This is a genomic window from Flagellimonas sp. B-3 (genome assembly GCF_056857835.1).
On sequence record NZ_JBSXNW010000015.1, the window covers coordinates 36,619 to 55,002 of the forward strand.

Consider the following 18,384-nt stretch of genomic DNA (forward strand, 5'->3'; position numbering starts at 1 on the left):
TGGAGCAAAAAGGAGGCTTAAAAAAGTTAATAGTGACCAAAAATCCTACAAACCAACTGCCCAAACGCCCAAAGTAGTTATATTAGTCCCAAAATTTATTTAAATGTACTTTCTAGGATTTGACTGGAACCCCGAAGGAACCCTTTTTAAACTGGGTTTTTTACAGATAAAATATTACAATCTACTATGGATTACAGCCTTTATCCTTGGCTGGTTCATTATGAAAAAAATCTTCCTGAACGAAAAGAAATCCATGGAAAAACTGGATTCTCTTTTCATTTATACTGTGGTTTCCATAATGTTGGGAGCACGTTTGGGACATGTGTTTTTTTATGATTGGGACTATTACAAGGACCATTTGGCAGAAATTCTTTTGCCCATTCGCGAAAGTGCGGACAGTTCGCTCTTTGGCATCATCAATGGTTATGAGTTTACCGGATTTACCGGATTGGCCAGTCATGGAGCAACCATAGCTGCCATTATCGGCATTTGGCTGTACACCCGTAAATGGAAGGACATTAAAATGCTTTGGTTGTTGGACAGGTTGGTTGTCCCATCTGCCATTGGAGCCGCTTTTGTAAGATTCGGTAATTTCTTCAATTCCGAGATCAACGGAAAAGTAGTGGACAAATCTTATTTTTTGGCCACAAGGTTTATCCGGGACTCGGATGATATGCCGGCATATCAAGCTATGGCACTCACCAAGGAACAAAGCCCTAATGCCGCTTACAAAGCCATTCAACATAACCCGGAATTCTCAGAGATTTTACAATCCATTCCCTATCGCCATCCTGCCCAATTGTACGAAGCGATTTGTTACATATTTGTGTTTATAGCCTTATACCTTTTATATTGGAAAACAGATTGGAAGAACAAACCGGGCTTTCTCTTTGGTTTGTTCATGGTGCTATTGTTTGTAGTTCGATTCTTTGTGGAGTTCTACAAGAAAAGTCAAGGTGGTTTCGAAGATACTTTGGGAATGCTCTCCACAGGACAATGGCTCAGTATTCCAATGATATTTATTGGCATCTATTTTATGCTTAAACCACCCCCTGTAGAACTTTAATATGATGTACAAATTTGGAAAAATAGTCCTTTTGGTTTTAGTCCTTGTTCTGGTATCGTGCAAAACGGAGTCTAAACAAGCACTTAAAACAGAATCCATATCTTTTACCAAGGAAGGGGACCTCGCCGTGATAGCTACGGAAACTGATTCCATAAAGGCAAATTTTGATATAGAGATAGCAGAAACGGATTATGAGACCAAAACAGGGCTCATGTACAGAAAATCCATGGAAAAGAAGCAAGGAATGCTGTTTATACAGCCTACCGAATCCTTGCAATATTTTTATATGAAGAACACAGAAATCCCTTTGGATATCATTTATATTAGCCAGGCCCAAAAAATTGTCAGCTTTCAAAAAAATGCAAGACCGTTTGATGAAAACACCCTACCCTCCAATGCACCTGCAAAATATGTACTGGAAATAAATGCAGGACTTTCGGACCAACTAGGGTTGCAAGTGGGTGACAGTATTAGCTTTTCACGTAATTAAATGCCCAAATATCTACTAGAAAACCAAGCTTCGGAGCGATTGATCTTTCGAAAATTGAAAGCATCGGATTTTGATGATTGGTTGCCCTTTTATCACAATCCAAAATCCACACGGTTTTGGGAAGGGCTCCCCACAGACCCCGTTAAAGCTTGTCGAGAACAGTTCAATCGGGTTTTTGAACGTTATGAGAAGGATCTGGGCGGGATGAATGCCCTAACTTCAAAAGAATCGGGAGAATTGGTAGGAATCTGCGGCCTGCTTGTCCAAACCGTGGATAATGTACGAGAATTGGAGATCGGTTATTCCATACTACCAAAGTATTGGTTGCAGGGCTACGCTATAGAAGCCGCCCAAAAATGTAAGAAATATGCCTTCGACAATAGCTTTTCGGACTCTTTGATCTCTATTATTCATGTGGACAATATACCATCCCAAAAAGTTGCCAAGAAAAATGGCATGTGTTTGGACAAAACCACGACCTACAAGGATAATCCAGTCCATATTTTTAGAGTGAATCGAGGATAATCGTATTTTTGGGCCAATACCATTTTACCACATGAAGCTACCCAAAAGCTACGCCATCCTAACACAAAACAATTCCAATACGAAGCAATTGGTGCATAACCTGCTCCGCAACCAACCTATTGATGGTTTAAAGGAACTACAACCATTGAACGGGCTGCTTTTTTCACGGTCAGAAATCAATCGGTACATGGATGAAGAAGAACGCCATGAAATCAAAATTTTGACCCAGAAAAGTGACCAAGCATTAAAAACCATGAGCAGCGGCGAACAAAAAAAGGCCTTGCTCAACCATTTACTGCAACAAGATCCTGATTTTATGGTATTGGTGAATCCTTTTGATAATTTGGATATGGCCACACAGACCAAGTTGAAAGAACAGCTTTTGGATATTGCTTCCAGCAAAATTCTGGTTCAATTGGTGAGTCGATTGGATGATATATTGCCCAACACTTCCAACTTTTTTAAGCTTGATGGAGGTAATCTTCATCAATACGATTCGCCCGATGCTTTTTGGAACGAAAACAAAAACGAACCTATCAGCTTTAGCGGCAAGATTCCACCACCTTTATCCCCGATTAAAGTCGAGGGCACGGAATTGGTCAGTTTTAAAAAAGTATCCGTCAGTTTTGATGGGCGTCAGGTTATAAACCAAATCGATTGGACCATCAAAAAAGGAGAATTTTGGCAATTGATCGGCCCCAATGGCAGTGGAAAATCTACCCTCCTATCTATGGTTACTGGGGACAGCCATAAGGGCTACGGCCAAGATTTGACGATTTTCGGACAAAAAAAAGGGAGTGGCGAAAGTGTTTGGGACCTTAAACAAAAAATCGGCTATTACACCCCTACCATCACCAATACCTTTGGAGGATATCACAGTCTGGAAAATATGATCATCTCCGGGCTCCACGACTCCATTGGGCTTTATGTACAACCTACGGACCGTGAAAAGCAATTGGCCAACCAATGGCTTGAGCTTTTACAACTAAACGATAGAAAAAACGATCACTTTCGCGACCTAAGTACCGGTAATAAGCGTTTGGTTATGATGGCGCGCTCCATGGTAAAACATCCACCATTACTTATTTTGGATGAACCTACGGCAGGGTTGGATGATACCAGTGCGAATCTTTTTGTGTCCTTGGTAAACAAAATCGCCAAAGAAAGCGAAACCGCTATCATTTTTGTATCCCATCGTAAAGAGCCAGAGCTAGCTCCAGAGTATATTTTTGAACTACATCCGTCGGAAAAAGGCTCCACAGGTATCACTTCCAAATCATAAAAGTTTCACAAACAAACACTTAACCCACCCATTCATTTTTTTGTTATCTTATAGGGAATTCAATCATTAACTTTCCCTTAAATGCAAAAAATAAATGTTAAGCCAGGTGCCAAACTTGCAGATTATAAGGCGTACGGATCCCTTTATTCTTCTGTGCTGGATTTTATGGAACAGGCCAAGGAGCCTATTGAATCCCTTAGGGGACGAACCATTTGGATGATAAATTCCACTGCCATCGGTGGTGGTGTGGCCGAAATGCTACCTAGTCAAATGCGGATACTCCGCGAACTTGGTGTATCTATCGAGTGGCTGGTCATCGAAGCCGAAAAAGATGCATTTTTCGATTTGACCAAACGTATCCACAATGCTATTCATGGCAGTGGTAACGGAATTTTTACTGAAGAAGACCGAAAAATTTATGAAGAAGTCAATCAAAACAATCTTTCCAAAGCGTTGGAACTGATCAAGGATGGCGATATTGTTGTGGTACACGACCCGCAACCTATGCCATTGGCCGCCATGATAAAAAAGAAAAAGAACGTTTCCATTATTTGGCGGTGCCATATTGGTTTGGAAGAAGATACCGAGGTAACGGATGCAGTATGGAAATTTTTAGAGCCCTACACCAACGATTACGACCATTTCGTGTTCAGTTTACCGTCTTATGCGCCTAAGTCGTTACAAAAAAGAACATCCATTATTCCTCCAGCGATCGACCCATTGAGCCATAAGAATCGGGAGCTTCAGTTACACAAATGTATCGGCATTTTGTATCAATCCGGAATTTTGGATGATCACAAGGCCATTCTTTATCACCGTTACAAACATCTGGTAAGAAAAGTGATGCCCGATGGTTCTTTTGATTTTTTAGATGCGGATAAGAATCTGGATTTAATCTATCGCCCGATTATTACTGAAATATCTCGATGGGATAGACTCAAAGGTTTTAAAGAGTTAATGGAGGCCTTTATTAAAATGAAACTGGACAACCGTAAAAATGGTGACCCAAAGAGCCTTGAATACAAACGAATTGAAATGACCCTTTTGGTGATGGGTGGCCCCGACCCTGCTTTTGTGTCCGATGACCCCGAAGGCAAAGAAGTCTTGCAAGAGCTTACCGAAACTTATAAGGATGTGGACAGCAACATGCAAAACGACATTGCCATTTTGCTACTTCCGTTGGACAATCCAAAAGAAAATGCTTTGATCGTAAACGCCCTTCAACGAACCTCTAGTTTTATCGTCCAAAATTCCATCCAAGAAGGGTTTGGACTTACCGCAACGGAAGCCATGTGGAAAAGAAAACCTGTTTTGGTTTCCAACGCCGCTGGACTCAAACTTCAGGTGGTCCACAACAACACAGGACAAATAAATCCTGACCCCACAGATATTGAAGGTTTATCCAAAACCTTGGCCTATATGCTCAACCACCCCAAAGAAAGGGATAAATGGGGCTTTAACGGTCAGCTTCGGGTAATTCAGAACTTCACCTTGTTCAGCCAATTGCTATCGTGGTTGGAAACATTATCGACCAACAAAACATAATTATAAAAAAGAAAGGTCCTCAAAGTGAGGACCTTTATTATAAAGTGTAATAAAAAAACGAAAAACTATGCTCCTGTAGCAGCAGCAATTTTCTTCTTTAATGAATCGAACATTACCGGTGTTGCGATAAATACGGAGGAGTATGTACCCACAATTACACCAATGATCATTGCGAACATAAATCCTCTTAAGCTTTCACCTCCAAAGGTAAAGATGGCCAACAACACAATCAATGTGGTAAGGGACGTATTCAACGTTCGGCTCAAAGTACTGTTTAAGGCATCGTTGATGTTTTCACCACCTTTAAACCCTTTGAGAAGGGTGATTTCACGGATACGGTCGAATACTACCACCGTATCGTTCAGGGAATAACCGATTACCGTAAGAATGGCCGCTATAAAAGCTTGGTCAATTTCCATATTGAAAGGCATAATGCTTCCAGTTAAGGAGAAAATGCCCAGTACGATCATTACATCGTGGAATACCGCTGCAACGGCACCCAATGAGAATTGCCATTTTCTGAATCGTAATAAAATATAAAGAAAAACTACCGCCAATGATCCAATAATGGCCAAAAAGGCATTTTTCTTGATATCATCCGCGATGGTCGGTCCTACTTTAACGGATTGCAGGATACCTATTGATTTTTCGGAAGCACCCACTGTAAAATCTTCAAAAGAAGTGCCGTCTGGCAAATAATTTTGCAGCGTGGTATAAAGCATATTTTGAATTTCGGTATCCACCTCAACTCCTTCTTCATCTACTTTGTAGGGCGTAGTAACTTTTATCTGGTTGGCATCTCCAAAAGTCTTCACATTGGTTCCACTACCGAAAACCGTATTTAGTTCAGAAGCAATTTCTGATGGGTTGACCGCTTTTTCAAAACGAATTTGATAAGAACGTCCTCCGATAAAATCAACCCCTTGATTCAGTCCATTTGTAAGCAATGAAAAGGTGCTCACGGCTAGTAAGATTCCGGAAACAACATAAGCAATCTTACGCTTGGACAAAAAGTCAATATTTATTTTGGTGAACAGGTTCTTGGTAATTCCTGTACTGAAATCCAGCCTGCGTCCTTTCTTGTTGGTATAGGCCTCGATCATCAATCTGGTCACAAATATCGCTGTGAACAAGGAAGTAACAATACCGATCATCAAAGTAGTGGCAAAACCTTTAATGGGTCCTGATCCAAAAATAAACAGGATAATCGCGGTCAATCCAGTAGTAATATTGGCATCCAAAATGGAGGACAAAGCGTTTCCAAAACCATCTGCAATGGCTTGTGCCTTTCCTTTTCCGCGGGCCAATTCTTCTTTTACCCTTTCAAAAATAAGTACGTTGGCATCCACCGACATACCTATGGTCAAAACAATACCTGCAATACCCGGTAAGGTCAATACTGCCCCCAAACTGGTCAACACCCCAAAAATCAATAAAATATTGAATATCAATGCAATATCAGCAAAAACTCCAGCTCTTCCGTAGTAGAAAATCATCCAAACAAGCACAAAAGCCATAGCAATCATAAAGGACATAAATCCACTATCAATAGCTTCTTGTCCCAAGGACGGACCAACAACTTCAGATTGAATAATATCGGCCGAAGCAGGAAGTTTACCTGCGCGCAATACGTTGGCAATATCTTTGGTTTCGTTTACGGTAAAGGTACCTGTAATTTCGGAACGTCCTCCAGAAATAGGCCCTGAAGAAACACCTGGTGCGGTGTATACTTTATTGTCCAAAACAATGGCAATACCTGTTTGGTTGTTGTACGCATCTCCCGTCAACTCCTCCCACTCTTTGGCACCACGGGTATTCATCGTCATGCTAACGGCTGGTTTGTTGAACTGGTCAAAGGTATCCTGTGCATCAGAAACTACGTCTCCACTTATTCTTGGAGTACCTTCCCTGTTGGATTTCAACGCATACAGATCAGCTACTTCAGAATCCTTGGCTGGACGCTCCCAAAGAAATCTGGTAAATTGAATATCGTTGGGCAACAATCTTTTGATTTCCGGCATCCTCAAGTATGCACCAAGCTCGGCTGTGTCGGAAACCATGGCACGTGCAATGGCATGACTACCTGGATTGGCAGGAAGTAGTTTACCCAATAATGGATTGGCCTCTTGGGTCATGTCCAAGGAGTCTTGGGATACATCCGAAAGCAACGAATCAATTTCCGATTCAGGTTTTGACACCTCTTCTTCCTTTGCCTCCGGTTTCAATATATCTTTTAAACGCTCGTTGGCATTTACCAAAAAGTTTCCTATGCTTTGGTTGCTCTGTGGGTAGGTTTCCCAGAATTCCAATTGTGCCGTGCTGGACAACAATTCTTGGGCACGGGCAATATCCTTGGCACCTGGAAGTTCTACCAAAATTCTTCCTGAGTTTCCTTCTCTTTGAATGTTGGGCTGGGTTACCCCAAATCCATCGATACGTTCACGAAGCACCTCAAATGCAGAAACAATGGATTCATCAATCTTTCTTCTGATGATGGGTTTTACCTCATCATCCGTCATTTGAAAATTGACTTCATCACTTAGGCCTTTATTGGCAAAAATATCGGGCGATGCCAATTTGGTATCTCCTTTAATATTATCAAAGGCATCAAAGAACAACTCCAAATAGGTGTCATCACTATTGGTCGATGCTTCATCGGCATCTGCCAATGCTTTGTTGAAAACAGGGTTTTTGGTATTGTTGGCCAATCCTTTCAAAATATCCTTTACGGAAATCTGCAAGGTTACATTGATACCTCCTTTAAGGTCCAATCCCTTGTTCAACTCTTTTGTTTTGGCATCCTCATAGCTCGTAAAGCCCAAAACAGTGTTGTCACTGATGGAATCCAAATACGATGCCTCTAAAGCTTCACGCTTTGCAACATAATCTTCCTCAGCTTCCGAAATTTGGCTAACTGCGTATGCTTCAGCATCCTTCTCCAACTTACTTGTAATGAAAGTATAGGATAACTGATAGATGCTCACCAAGCCAAAAAGGATCGCGAAAAGCCTTATAATTCCTTTATTCTGCATTGATTGTTAATTTTTTAGAAGTTTTCTTAAACAGCGTGCAAATATATCATTTCCGATAAGATTTGACAATAGAAATTGATGTAATTGCAATTACAGTTGACGGTTATGCCCTAAAAATGAAATTGTCATTCCGGACAAACCAAGAAATCTCCACCTAAATTGATGGGCAATTTCATTATGGTGATGTCCAAAATGACAATTTAGTTGGTTGTTATTATGATAGCGTTTAAACCTCTAGCAGTCCGTTGGTTTTTTTAACGCCAGCCGCACTTTCCTGCATTTTGGCCTTTTCGGCATCGGACAGTTCAATTTCGACGATTTTTTCGATTCCGTTTTTGCCCAAGATCACCGGTACCCCGATGCAAATATCGTCCAAATCATACTCGCCCTCCAAAAGGGTGGAACATGGGAACATCTTCTTTTGGTCGCAAGCAATGGCCTGGACCAATCCAGAAACCGCTGCCCCTGGGGCGTACCATGCGCTGGTGCCCAATAATTTGGTCAATGTGGCTCCTCCTACTTTGGTTTCTTCCACTACCCAGTCCATTTTTTCTTCCGATAGAAATTCGGAAACTTTTACACTGTTTCTGGTAGCATGCCCGATCAAAGGTACCATTCCAGTATCGCTGTGTCCTCCTATCACCATACCATCTACATCAGATATCGGCGCTTCCAAAGCTTGGGCCAATCTATATTTGAATCGGGCACTGTCCAATGCACCGCCCATACCAATAATCCTGTTCTTTGGCAATCCAGTGGCCTTGTGCACCAAATAGGTCATGGTGTCCATTGGGTTGCTCACAACTATAATGGTTACGTTTGGAGAATGCTCCAAAAGGCTGGTTGCTACCGTTTTTACAATACCTGCATTAATTCCGATAAGCTCTTCGCGCGTCATTCCGGGCTTACGTGGTATACCCGAGGTAATCACTGCGATGTCGCTATCCGCTGTTTTGCCATAATCGTTGGTGCTTCCCGTGATTTTGGTATCAAAACCGTTAAGGGAGGCCGTTTGCATTAAATCCATGGCCTTTCCTTCGGCATATCCTTCTTTGATATCCAATAAAACTACTTCTGATGCAAAATTTTTCATTGCTATGTACTCAGCACAGCTTGCTCCAACTGCGCCTGCTCCAACTACGGTAACTTTCATTTGTATAGATTTAAATTTTAGTCTTCAAAAATAAGGCATTTGGCTCAGAAAAATGCTGACTTTTACCAGTTTTAGCCAGTTCAAGCATTCAAAACGTACAAAGCTGATGTTCGATTAAAATAGGGGAAGAAGATTCATTAATCCCCAAGAACACAAGAAATGCAAATATTTTATCTTTTTTATGCAATAGTTTCCTACAAACTTACGTTCTAATAGTCCCAATTTTAATTTAACCTACTTGACCCATGAAAAAGCTCTTTTCATTGTTGTGCATTGTTGGCATAATTGCCATAAGCAACTGTACTCGAGTACCAGAAAACCACGACCCTATTTTGGGCATCTGGGCAAAAACAGAGTTATCTAGCATTGAAGGCAAAAGCGCCGGCACCGTTCGTGAAGAATGGATTTTTAACGATGTATACCTGGGCCGGTACCAGAGATATTCCGATTCCGAATTGATTTTTTATACTGACTTTAAATGGTCCGAAGACAATGGGACCTATTCTATTATATATGGCGACCCTCAAGTAACGGATATTACCGTTAGTTTAAAAAAGGCACAGGAACCTGAAGTATTAACCTTGGACAATGGCTCGGTCTTCGCCACCAGGGAATAACGTGAAGACTACATATATGAAAATAGGAGGCCCCGGAAACGGGGCCTTCTTTATTTTTATTGGTTGGTTGATTTGGTTTTTTTCTATCTGAATCCAAAATTAACACCAAAGGTGAAAGTACTGAATTCAGAAATATTGTATTCTGCGTTGAGTCTAAAGAAGCCCAGCTTTAATCTTGTACCCAAATTGGCCGAAACTCCGCTTGCATTTTTGGAAACGGAGAACGGATCTTCCACTGTCTCCGAAAAGAAAGGCCCGTTGGCTTGGTATGTACCCAACAAATCAATGTCCGATTTACCTGTAATGTACCCCAATCCCCCATAAAAGTTGATCACGGGTATATTTTTAGTGGAAACCACAGCGCTGAAATTCCATGTTTTGAAGGATGCATCAATACGTTGGTTCTCACCTTCGATAAAATTAGAATCCGTAAAATCGTATTCTCCGTTCAAGTTGGTATAGCCGATTACCGCCGAGATGGCCACGGGCAACATCTTGTCTGCCGGTAACATTTTGGTAAAGTCATATTGCAATCCTGCACCGAAGAGGCCAATTTTTGCATCGTCATCAAACTTGATCTTGGGCAAAAAGCGTGCTTTCACTTCCAAACCTTTAATCAAACCAACGCTTCCTTGAAGGTACCCTGATGGGATAAAATTGAGGTTTTCAGCCGAAAGACCCGTTGGAAGCTCAAACTCCTCGCGAAAAACTCCACTTTCATCTTCAACAAAAACCTCCACGCCTTCAATATCTCCCAAGCCCGTGGCTACCATTCTCGCCTGACCGGGGTTATTTACAAAGTCCAGGTTTTCATAATCGGCAGGGTCTAACAAGAATGCCTTTTTATCGTCTTTATTCTTGAACCCGGTCATGTTTCCGATTATGGAAATTTCAAATCCCCCCAAAGGTTTGGCTTCGGCGGTATTGTACCATCCATTGGAAATACTATAGATGGATGCTTCTGACACAGGGGCCAGATATGCATTGGCAAATTGTTCGGCATCTGCCACACCTGCGACAAAAATATCGTTCAAGTCCTGGGCTTTTCCCATGGTTACAGAAACTAGCGCTAGTACTAAAATTATTCTTTTCATAATGTTGAAATTTTACCCAAAACTAAAAAACTCGCCTTTGAGGGGCGAGTTTTTGTTGTGAAATAGCTATTACCTATGCATCTATATTCGCATAAACGGCATTTTTCTCTATAAATTCACGTCTTGGTGGTACTTCATCGCCCATTAACATGGAAAATATTCGATCAGATTCCGTAGCATTGTCAATCTGCACCTGACGTAATTTTCTAAATTCCGGGTTCATAGTGGTATCCCAAAGCTGCTCGGCGTTCATTTCCCCAAGACCTTTGTATCGCTGGATACTTGCCCCGCCGTTCATTTCTGCATTGATTGCATCACGTTCCTTATCGTTCCAAGCATATCGTTTTTTGGCCCCCTTTTTTAACAAATACAAAGGTGGAGTGGCGATATAAACATGGCCACCTTCTATCAACTCCCGCATGTAGCGGAAGAAGAAGGTCAAAATCAAGGTTTCAATGTGACTACCATCAACATCCGCATCACACATGATCACTACTTTATGGTAACGCAGTTTTTCAAGGTTCAATGCTTTACTGTCCTCTTCGGTCCCAATAGTTACTCCAAGAGCTGTATAGATATTTTTGATTTCTTCGTTTTCGAAAACCTTGTGCTGCATGGCTTTTTCCACGTTAAGGATTTTACCACGTAATGGAAGAATGGCCTGAAAGTGTCTGTTTCTTCCTTGTTTGGCCGTTCCGCCTGCGGAGTCCCCCTCAACCAAAAACACCTCACATAGTGTAGGGTCTTGCTCGGAACAATCGGACAGTTTCCCGGGCAAACCACCCACACTCATCGGGTTCTTACGCTGAACCATCTCACGGGCTTTTGCAGCGGCATGCCTAGCCTGTGCAGCAAGTTTTACCTTCTCCACAATTTGCTTGGCATCATCAGGGTGCTCCTCCAAGTAAATGGTCAACATTTCGGATACGGCCTGACTAACAGCACTAGTTACCTCTCGGTTACCTAACTTGGTCTTGGTTTGACCTTCAAACTGTGGTTCTGCGACTTTTACAGAAACGATTGCAGTCAATCCTTCACGAAAATCATCTCCTGATATTTCGAATTTCAACTTGTCCAGCATTCCCGAATTATCGGCATATTTCTTTAGCGTGGATGTTAATCCTCGTCTAAAACCAGATAGGTGGGTACCCCCTTCGTGGGTGTTAATGTTATTCACATAGGAGTGAAGGTTCTCGGTATAGCCCGTATTGTAGACCATGGCCACTTCCACAGGAATGCCGTTCTTTTCTCCTTCCATGGAGATTACATTCTGGATCAGCGGCTCACGGGTACCGTCCAAAAACTTGATAAATTCCTTTAGCCCTTCTTCAGAATAGAATGTCTCGGCTATATATTCCCCTTTTTCGTCCTTATTTCGTTTGTCGGTAATTGTTATGGTAACTCCCTTGTTCAAATAAGCAAGCTCACGCATCCTATTGCAAAGGGTTTCATAACTATATTCTGTGGTCTGGGTAAAAATGGTACTGTCCGGAACAAAAGTGACTATGGTACCTGTCTCATCACTTTCGCCAACACTTTTTACAGGATAAAGGGTTTTACCTCTCTCATACTCCTGCTCCCAAATTTTTCCATCCCTATAGACCGTAGCCTTCAATTTTGATGACAAAGCGTTCACACAGGACACACCCACACCGTGAAGTCCACCCGAAACCTTATAGGAATCCTTATCAAACTTACCACCGGCACCGATTTTGGTCATAACGACCTCCAATGCGGAAACACCTTCTTTTTTGTGCAAGTCCACAGGGATACCCCTACCGTTATCCTGTGTAGTTATGGAGTTGTCTTCATTGATGATTACATCAATTTTATCGCAATGACCGGCCATGGCCTCATCAATGGAGTTATCCACTACTTCGTACACCAAGTGGTGCAAACCTCTGACCCCTACATCTCCAATATACATGGAAGGTCTCATACGCACGTGTTCCATTCCCTCAAGGGCCTGGATACTATCCGCCGAGTATTGTTTCTTATTAGCTTCTTCGCTCATATATTTATCGGTATTTGGCTCAAAATTTCAAATCCTACAAATATAATCAATACCCTATGCAAATGGTCTATAAGAGCCTGTTGAACAGTCTAAGTTATCAACAAATCCTGTGGAAAAGCACACATTCCCCATCATTCATTTTGAAGTCTCCCCCAATAGTTGGTTGGTCAATAAACTTTCTTTTGGATAATGGGCTCAAAAACGTGAACAAAGTAAACCCTATTGTTTACCCAAACAAGCATGGATTTTTCGGATTTGACAAAAAAATTTGATTTTTTTTCAATAAACGATATGTTTACCGAATATATAAACTCAAATTTTACATTATGAAGAAATTTTTATTTATGCTCGTGGCAACAATTGGATTTACATTTACGAGCAATGCACAAGACGGAACACAAACAAATCAAGGAAGTTGGCTTATTGAGGCAAACACTGGATTTGGCGGGGATGGACTTACAGGACATTCAGCCAATACCGGTTTTTCACTTGTTTCGTCAGATGGTTCCACAATATGGAGCATTGGTGCCGAAGGGGGATACTTTATTGCAGATGACTTGGCCATTAAAGGAGGACTGGGCTATTCAGATTACGATGGCTTGAATATTTTCTCTTATAAATTGGGAGCTAAATATTATGTCATCAGTACTATCCCCTTCCAATTGGATATCACCGGTGCCAGTATTCAAGATGCTCCTGAAAGTCCACTTTGGTTGGGCTTACAAGGTGGATATGCCATCTTCCTTTCCAACCATATCAGTGTCGAACCCGGACTGCGCTACAACATGAGCCTCAATGAGGATTTTACCGATGAGGGCATATTTGAATTTCGAATAGGTTTTGCCCTTCACTTTTAATTGAATACAAAACTTGGACCCCAACAACTAAAAAGCCCCTTGGATAAGGGGCTTTTCGGACTAATTAAAAAATGAAACAAGTTAGCTTTACTGCTTCATATCGTTTGGTTGGTTTAAACGGGGGTTATTTCACATACGCATCGGTATGGACCTTAGCCACGGCCCTTCCCGATGGGTCGTTCATGTTTTTGAACGCCTCGTCCCACTCCAAGGCAATCTTGGTACTACAGGCCACTGAAGGTTCTTGTGGAACACTCAATGCTGCTGCATCTGATGGGAAATGACTTTCAAAAATGGAACGATAATAATATTCTTCTTTCGATGTTGGGGTTTGAATCGGGAATTTGAAATGGGCATTCTCCAACTGCTCATCCGTAATTTCCTCTTCCACCAAAGCTTTTAAAGTATCTATCCAGCTGTATCCCACACCATCTGAAAATTGTTCTTTCTGTCTCCAAGCTACACTTTCGGGCAAATAATCTTCAAATGCTTTTCGCACTACCCATTTTTCCATGCGTTCGCCGTTGATCATTTTGTCTTTTGGGTTAATGCTCATTGCTACATCCATAAACTCTTTGTCTAAGAAGGGAACACGCCCTTCGATACCCCAAGCGGCCAAAGATTTGTTGGCCCTAAGGCAATCGTACATGTGGAGTTTATCCAGCTTTCTTACGGTTTCCTCGTGGAAATCCTTTGGGCTTGGTGCCTTGTGAAAATAAAGGTATCCGCCAAACAATTCATCTGCCCCTTCACCCGACAGCACCATCTTGATGCCCATGGATTTAATCACCCTTGCCATTAAATACATTGGAGTCGAAGCTCTTATGGTTGTAATATCGTAAGTTTCTAGGTTATATACAACATCTTTTATCGCATCTAACCCTTCTTGAATGGTAAATTTTATTTCGTGGTGCACTGTTCCTATATGATCCGCCACCTTTTGAGCGGCTGCCAAGTCAGGTGAACCCTCCAATCCTACGGAGAAAGAGTGCAACTGTGGCCACCAAGCATCAGCGGTATCGCCAGACTCTATTCTTTTTTGAGAATATTTTTTGGCTATGGCCGATGTTACGGAAGAATCCAGCCCTCCGGACAACAGCACACCATAAGGCACATCGGACATTAACTGACGGTGCACGGCTGCCTCCAAAGCATCTTTTATTTTTGCTATACTGGTTTCGTTTTCCTTAACGGCATCATACTCCATCCAGTCCCGTTTGTACCACTTTACAAACTCCCCATCGGAGCTGTGCATGTAGTGTCCGGGAGGAAACAGTTGAATTTTTGAACAAGTCCCTTCCAAAGCCTTCAGCTCTGAAGCCACGTAAAAAGTTCCGTTCTTATCCCAACCAATGTACAATGGAATGATACCCATATGGTCACGGGCAATGAAATATTCATCTTTTTCTGAATCATAGATGGCAAAACCGAAGATTCCGTTCATTTCATCCACAAAATCAGGGCCCTTTTCTTGATAAAGCGCCAAAATAACTTCACAATCGGATTTGGTCTTGAAATCGTATTTTCCATCAAACTGTTTTCTTAACTCTTGATGATTATATATTTCACCATTGGCGGCCAGAACCAATTTCCCGTCCGCACTTAACAATGGCTGCTTTCCTGAAGCAGGATCCACAATGGCCAACCTTTCATGGGCCAAAATGGCTTTGTCATCGGAGTAAATCCCACTCCAATCTGGCCCACGGTGCCTTACTTTCTTCGACATCTCCAACAATTGGGGCCTTAGTACTTCTGTACTTTCTTTTACATCAAATGCGCAAACAATACCACACATAAAATTAATTTTAGTAACAATTTTGAAACAAAAATGATTTTAAATATTATTAAATAAAAGCATTATTCCTATATAGATAACACTTAATAACATAAATAATAAAAATACAATGTAATTGTAATTTGAATTAAGGTTTATTATTTAAACCCGAACGCTTTGTAAGGCCTATTTAAATTTTTCGTCTGTATATTGGAACAACATTTAATTAACTAGTTTTACAAGGAACTTAAATCGCAATCATGAAGAAATTTACATTACTACTTTTAGTGCTTTGCACCAGCTTGGTATTTACTACCGATGCTACGGCCCAGAAGTTTAGTGGACTTGACAAAAGTCCGGCAGACATTGCCTACTACCCTGCCAGCTCAAGGGAAACCAATAAAGCTGCCCGTGTTATTTATAGCCGCCCACAGCTAAAAGGGCGTAGCTTGGCAGAACTTGCTCCTGTTGGGAAGGTCTGGAGAACCGGTGCAAACGAAGCAACAGAAATTACGTTTTACAAGGACGCCAATGTTGGTGGAAAAACCATTAAAGCTGGGTCCTACGCTCTATTTACCATTCCTGGTGAAGATGAGTGGACCATTATCTTGAACAGCAAACTACACCAATGGGGCGCTTATTCGTACGATAGTGACGCCGATGTGGTTCGAGCTACTGCAACAGCCTCTAGCGATAGTGAAGCATTGGAAGCTTTTGGTATTGCTTTTGATGATGACGGAAATATGGTTTTGGGATGGGGAACTACGCGAGTTACCTTGCCTATCAGCTACTAATACAAGGATTGAAAAATAGAAAAGCCCCGATTCGGGGCTTTTTTATTTGTTATTCCACACCATAATATTTTACACCATTCTCCTTTGACTTTTTCAAATATCTTTCAAGGATTTTCTCATCCTTTGGCAATAAGTGGGAGCCGGCAATGAAACTGATTCCCTTGTCCTTTTTATGGACAAAGATGTAAAACCCATCACCTTCCTTGAGTGCTAAGTCAACATCCATTTCCTTTCCTACCAATATTGTATCCGATTCAAGATTGTAAGCATAGTAAACATTGATTTCATCCCATCTATTATGTGACCTATTTCCAACGATAGGTGTTCTAGTTATTTTAATTACCACTGCAGGAACCAAAACAAAATCATCTTCATCAAAATCCTCGTATTTTGGAGTTACATCATGTTTGCAACCAGAAAAAACAAGTAATAAAACCCCAATTGACAAAAAACGAGTTATAGATTTTGATAGATTCTTCACTTTGTTCAGAATGACAACGGGATATTATTTCTTCTGAACACCGCCTAGGAAAACCTGCTCGGCGGTTACGTTTGGAATCTCTTCCGATGGTATGGCCATAATATCATCGCTCAAAATCACAAAGTCAGCGAATTTACCTGGCTCGATGCTCCCTTTTTCATCCTCCTCAAAATTGGAATAGGCCGCCCAAATGGTCATACCCTTCAAAGTTTCTTCCCTACTTAAGGCATTTTCCATTTGAAAACCGCCTTCGGGATATTGCTCCACATCCTGGCGGGCTACCGCTGCGTAAAAGGTTAAAAATGGGTTTACCTGCTCCACGGGGAAATCGGTTCCCAAAGCCACCAATCCAGCCTTGTCCAGCAAATCTTTATACGCGTAGGCACCCTTGACACGCTCTTCACCCAATCTATCTTCTGCCCAGTACATATCGCTGGTAGCATGGGTAGGCTGCACGGATGGAATGATGCCATTTTCAAAATAATCGAAATCGGATTGCGAGATTACCTGCGCGTGCTCCACCTTCCATCTGCGGTCCGTTTTACCTTCCAAAGCCTTTTCATACGCCCTTAGCACCACAATATTGGCAGAATCCCCAATGGCATGGGTATTCATTTGGTAGTCGGTCGCAGCTATTCGCTCTGCCAAGGCTTCAATTTGGTCCACAGGGGTCACCATAGCACCAAAATGTCCGGGCTTATCGGAATAGGGTGCTCTCAAGGCTGCCCCTCTTGAACCCAAGGCACCATCGCCATATACTTTTACGGAGCGAACATTCAATCCTTCCGTTTTGATGATGCCTTTTTTCAAAAAGTAATCCAGGTTCTCGGGATAGTTGGACACCATGGCATATACCCGAATAGATAACTCGCCGGCCTGCTGTAGGCTATCAATCAATTCTATAATATCTCTGGACAAACCGGCATCGTTTACCGTGGTCAATCCATAATCCAAGGAAATCTGCTCTGCATCTTTAAGTGCTTGTATTTTTTGCTCCAAACTGGCTGGCGGCATCACCTTGTTGATCAAACCCATAGGGTTATCAACCAAAACCCCGGTAAGTTCACCGTCTTCTTTTACGATTTCACCGCCCTCGGTTTCGGTATCAGCAGTTATGCCCGCCATATCCAATGCCTTTTGGTTCACGAGATAGGCGTGGCCATCAATACGCTCCAAAGCCACTGGAGTATCAGGAAAAATTTCATCCAGTTTATCCTTGGTGGGGAATTTCTTGACTTCCCAATCGTTCTGATCCCATCCCCTACCTAAAATAAAGCTTGATGGGCGCTCCTCTTGAAACGCCATGACCCTGTCCACAACTTCATCAAAACTTTGGGTACCTACCAAATCCACTACTTGTTGATTCTGTCCCAACCCATAAAAGTGACAATGGGCATCAATGAGGCCTGGTACCATGGTCTTGCCCTCGGCATCCAATTGCTTTTGGGCTTTATATTTTTTGGAGATTTCTTCCGTATCGCCAACGGCAACAAATTTTCCATCTTTTATGGCTATGCTGGACGCTTTGGAAAAAGCATCGTCCACCGTGTAGACATTTGCGTTATAGACAATAAGGTCGACCTCCTCTTTAGTAGTACAAGAAAAAACTAAAGCGACGCTGATAAGAAAAAAGAACTTTTTCATTTTTGATGGTTTCCAC

General features: G+C 41.8%; 15 protein-coding genes. 8 read left to right on the plus strand and 7 right to left on the minus strand.

Annotation, left to right across the window (positions count from 1 at the left end):
* Positions 1–103: 103 nt before the first annotated feature.
* The 5 genes from lgt to AC13CS_RS02890 all read left to right on the plus strand — a co-directional run bounded on the left by lgt (position 104) and on the right by AC13CS_RS02890 (position 4,908).
* Positions 104–1,066, plus strand: a complete 963-nt coding sequence (gene lgt / locus AC13CS_RS02870; protein ID WP_482888381.1) for a prolipoprotein diacylglyceryl transferase — start codon at positions 104–106, stop codon at positions 1,064–1,066.
* A 1-nt stretch (position 1,067) separates the two neighbouring features.
* Positions 1,068–1,556 (plus strand): DUF192 domain-containing protein, encoded by a 489-nt coding sequence (locus AC13CS_RS02875; protein WP_293168981.1) that lies wholly within the window; start codon positions 1,068–1,070, stop codon positions 1,554–1,556.
* Positions 1,557–2,081: a GNAT family N-acetyltransferase gene (locus AC13CS_RS02880; RefSeq protein ID WP_293168983.1), complete on the plus strand. Its 525-nt coding sequence runs from the start codon at positions 1,557–1,559 to the stop codon at positions 2,079–2,081.
* A 31-nt stretch (positions 2,082–2,112) separates the two neighbouring features.
* Entirely contained in the window at positions 2,113–3,363 is a 1,251-nt protein-coding gene (locus tag AC13CS_RS02885) for an ATP-binding cassette domain-containing protein (protein WP_293168985.1), read from the plus strand.
* Positions 3,364–3,444: 81 nt separating this feature from the next.
* Positions 3,445–4,908, plus strand: a complete 1,464-nt coding sequence (locus tag AC13CS_RS02890; protein WP_482888382.1) for a glycosyltransferase — start codon at positions 3,445–3,447, stop codon at positions 4,906–4,908.
* Positions 4,909–4,973: 65 nt separating this feature from the next.
* On the opposite strand, the gene secDF is transcribed toward AC13CS_RS02890, so the two are convergent.
* Positions 4,974–7,940: a protein translocase subunit SecDF gene (gene secDF, locus AC13CS_RS02895; protein ID WP_293168989.1), complete on the minus strand. Its 2,967-nt coding sequence runs from the start codon at positions 7,938–7,940 to the stop codon at positions 4,974–4,976.
* 226 nt (positions 7,941–8,166) lie between these two features.
* Positions 8,167–9,093 (minus strand): malate dehydrogenase, encoded by a 927-nt coding sequence (locus tag AC13CS_RS02900; protein ID WP_293168991.1) that lies wholly within the window; start codon positions 9,091–9,093, stop codon positions 8,167–8,169.
* A gap of 245 nt (positions 9,094–9,338) precedes the next feature.
* Between AC13CS_RS02900 and AC13CS_RS02905 the strand changes: the two genes are divergently transcribed.
* On the plus strand, positions 9,339–9,710 hold the full coding sequence (locus AC13CS_RS02905; protein WP_293168993.1) for a hypothetical protein: 372 nt from the start codon (positions 9,339–9,341) through the stop codon (positions 9,708–9,710).
* Between the two features lie 83 nt (positions 9,711–9,793).
* Here AC13CS_RS02905 and AC13CS_RS02910 read toward each other — a convergent pair whose 3' ends face one another.
* Together AC13CS_RS02910 and gyrB are read right to left on the minus strand one after the other, a co-directional pair.
* Entirely contained in the window at positions 9,794–10,804 is a 1,011-nt protein-coding gene (locus tag AC13CS_RS02910) for a DUF6588 family protein (protein ID WP_293168995.1), read from the minus strand.
* 73 nt (positions 10,805–10,877) lie between these two features.
* Positions 10,878–12,818 carry a DNA topoisomerase (ATP-hydrolyzing) subunit B gene (gene gyrB / locus AC13CS_RS02915; protein WP_293168997.1) on the minus strand — a complete coding sequence of 647 codons (1,941 nt, stop codon included), beginning with the start codon at positions 12,816–12,818 and terminating at the stop codon, positions 10,878–10,880.
* Positions 12,819–13,144: 326 nt separating this feature from the next.
* On the opposite strand from gyrB, the gene AC13CS_RS02920 reads away from it, so the two are divergent.
* Complete coding sequence (locus AC13CS_RS02920) at positions 13,145–13,675, plus strand: hypothetical protein (RefSeq protein WP_293168999.1); 531 nt, start codon at positions 13,145–13,147, stop codon at positions 13,673–13,675.
* A gap of 124 nt (positions 13,676–13,799) precedes the next feature.
* Here the strand turns inward: AC13CS_RS02920 and asnB are convergent, their stop codons facing one another.
* Positions 13,800–15,470 carry an asparagine synthase B gene (gene asnB / locus AC13CS_RS02925; RefSeq protein ID WP_482888383.1) on the minus strand — a complete coding sequence of 557 codons (1,671 nt, stop codon included), beginning with the start codon at positions 15,468–15,470 and terminating at the stop codon, positions 13,800–13,802.
* Between the two features lie 239 nt (positions 15,471–15,709).
* Between asnB and AC13CS_RS02930 the strand changes: the two genes are divergently transcribed.
* The gene (locus tag AC13CS_RS02930; RefSeq protein ID WP_482888384.1) at positions 15,710–16,243 is read left to right on the plus strand and encodes a DUF2911 domain-containing protein; all 534 of its coding nucleotides are present in this window, start codon (positions 15,710–15,712) and stop codon (positions 16,241–16,243) included.
* Between the two features lie 49 nt (positions 16,244–16,292).
* Here the strand turns inward: AC13CS_RS02930 and AC13CS_RS02935 are convergent, their stop codons facing one another.
* Positions 16,293–16,724, minus strand: a complete 432-nt coding sequence (locus AC13CS_RS02935) for a hypothetical protein (protein WP_482888385.1) — start codon at positions 16,722–16,724, stop codon at positions 16,293–16,295.
* 24 nt (positions 16,725–16,748) lie between these two features.
* Positions 16,749–18,368 carry an amidohydrolase gene (locus AC13CS_RS02940; RefSeq protein WP_482888386.1) on the minus strand — a complete coding sequence of 540 codons (1,620 nt, stop codon included), beginning with the start codon at positions 18,366–18,368 and terminating at the stop codon, positions 16,749–16,751.
* Positions 18,369–18,384 lie beyond the last annotated feature (16 nt).

What these genes read in the sequence shown, in the direction of transcription:
- lgt (WP_482888381.1), top strand. Translation starts at nt 104, where the DNA reads ATGTACTTTCTAGGATTTGACTGGAACCCCGAAGGAACCCTTTTTAAA.
- AC13CS_RS02875 (WP_293168981.1), top strand. Translation starts at nt 1,068, where the DNA reads ATGATGTACAAATTTGGAAAAATAGTCCTTTTGGTTTTAGTCCTTGTT.
- AC13CS_RS02880 (WP_293168983.1), top strand. Translation starts at nt 1,557, where the DNA reads ATGCCCAAATATCTACTAGAAAACCAAGCTTCGGAGCGATTGATCTTT.
- AC13CS_RS02885 (WP_293168985.1), top strand. Translation starts at nt 2,113, where the DNA reads ATGAAGCTACCCAAAAGCTACGCCATCCTAACACAAAACAATTCCAAT.
- AC13CS_RS02890 (WP_482888382.1), top strand. Translation starts at nt 3,445, where the DNA reads ATGCAAAAAATAAATGTTAAGCCAGGTGCCAAACTTGCAGATTATAAG.
- secDF (WP_293168989.1), bottom strand. Translation starts at nt 7,940, where the DNA reads ATGCAGAATAAAGGAATTATAAGGCTTTTCGCGATCCTTTTTGGCTTG.
- AC13CS_RS02900 (WP_293168991.1), bottom strand. Translation starts at nt 9,093, where the DNA reads ATGAAAGTTACCGTAGTTGGAGCAGGCGCAGTTGGAGCAAGCTGTGCT.
- AC13CS_RS02905 (WP_293168993.1), top strand. Translation starts at nt 9,339, where the DNA reads ATGAAAAAGCTCTTTTCATTGTTGTGCATTGTTGGCATAATTGCCATA.
- AC13CS_RS02910 (WP_293168995.1), bottom strand. Translation starts at nt 10,804, where the DNA reads ATGAAAAGAATAATTTTAGTACTAGCGCTAGTTTCTGTAACCATGGGA.
- gyrB (WP_293168997.1), bottom strand. Translation starts at nt 12,818, where the DNA reads ATGAGCGAAGAAGCTAATAAGAAACAATACTCGGCGGATAGTATCCAG.
- AC13CS_RS02920 (WP_293168999.1), top strand. Translation starts at nt 13,145, where the DNA reads ATGAAGAAATTTTTATTTATGCTCGTGGCAACAATTGGATTTACATTT.
- asnB (WP_482888383.1), bottom strand. Translation starts at nt 15,470, where the DNA reads ATGTGTGGTATTGTTTGCGCATTTGATGTAAAAGAAAGTACAGAAGTA.
- AC13CS_RS02930 (WP_482888384.1), top strand. Translation starts at nt 15,710, where the DNA reads ATGAAGAAATTTACATTACTACTTTTAGTGCTTTGCACCAGCTTGGTA.
- AC13CS_RS02940 (WP_482888386.1), bottom strand. Translation starts at nt 18,368, where the DNA reads ATGAAAAAGTTCTTTTTTCTTATCAGCGTCGCTTTAGTTTTTTCTTGT.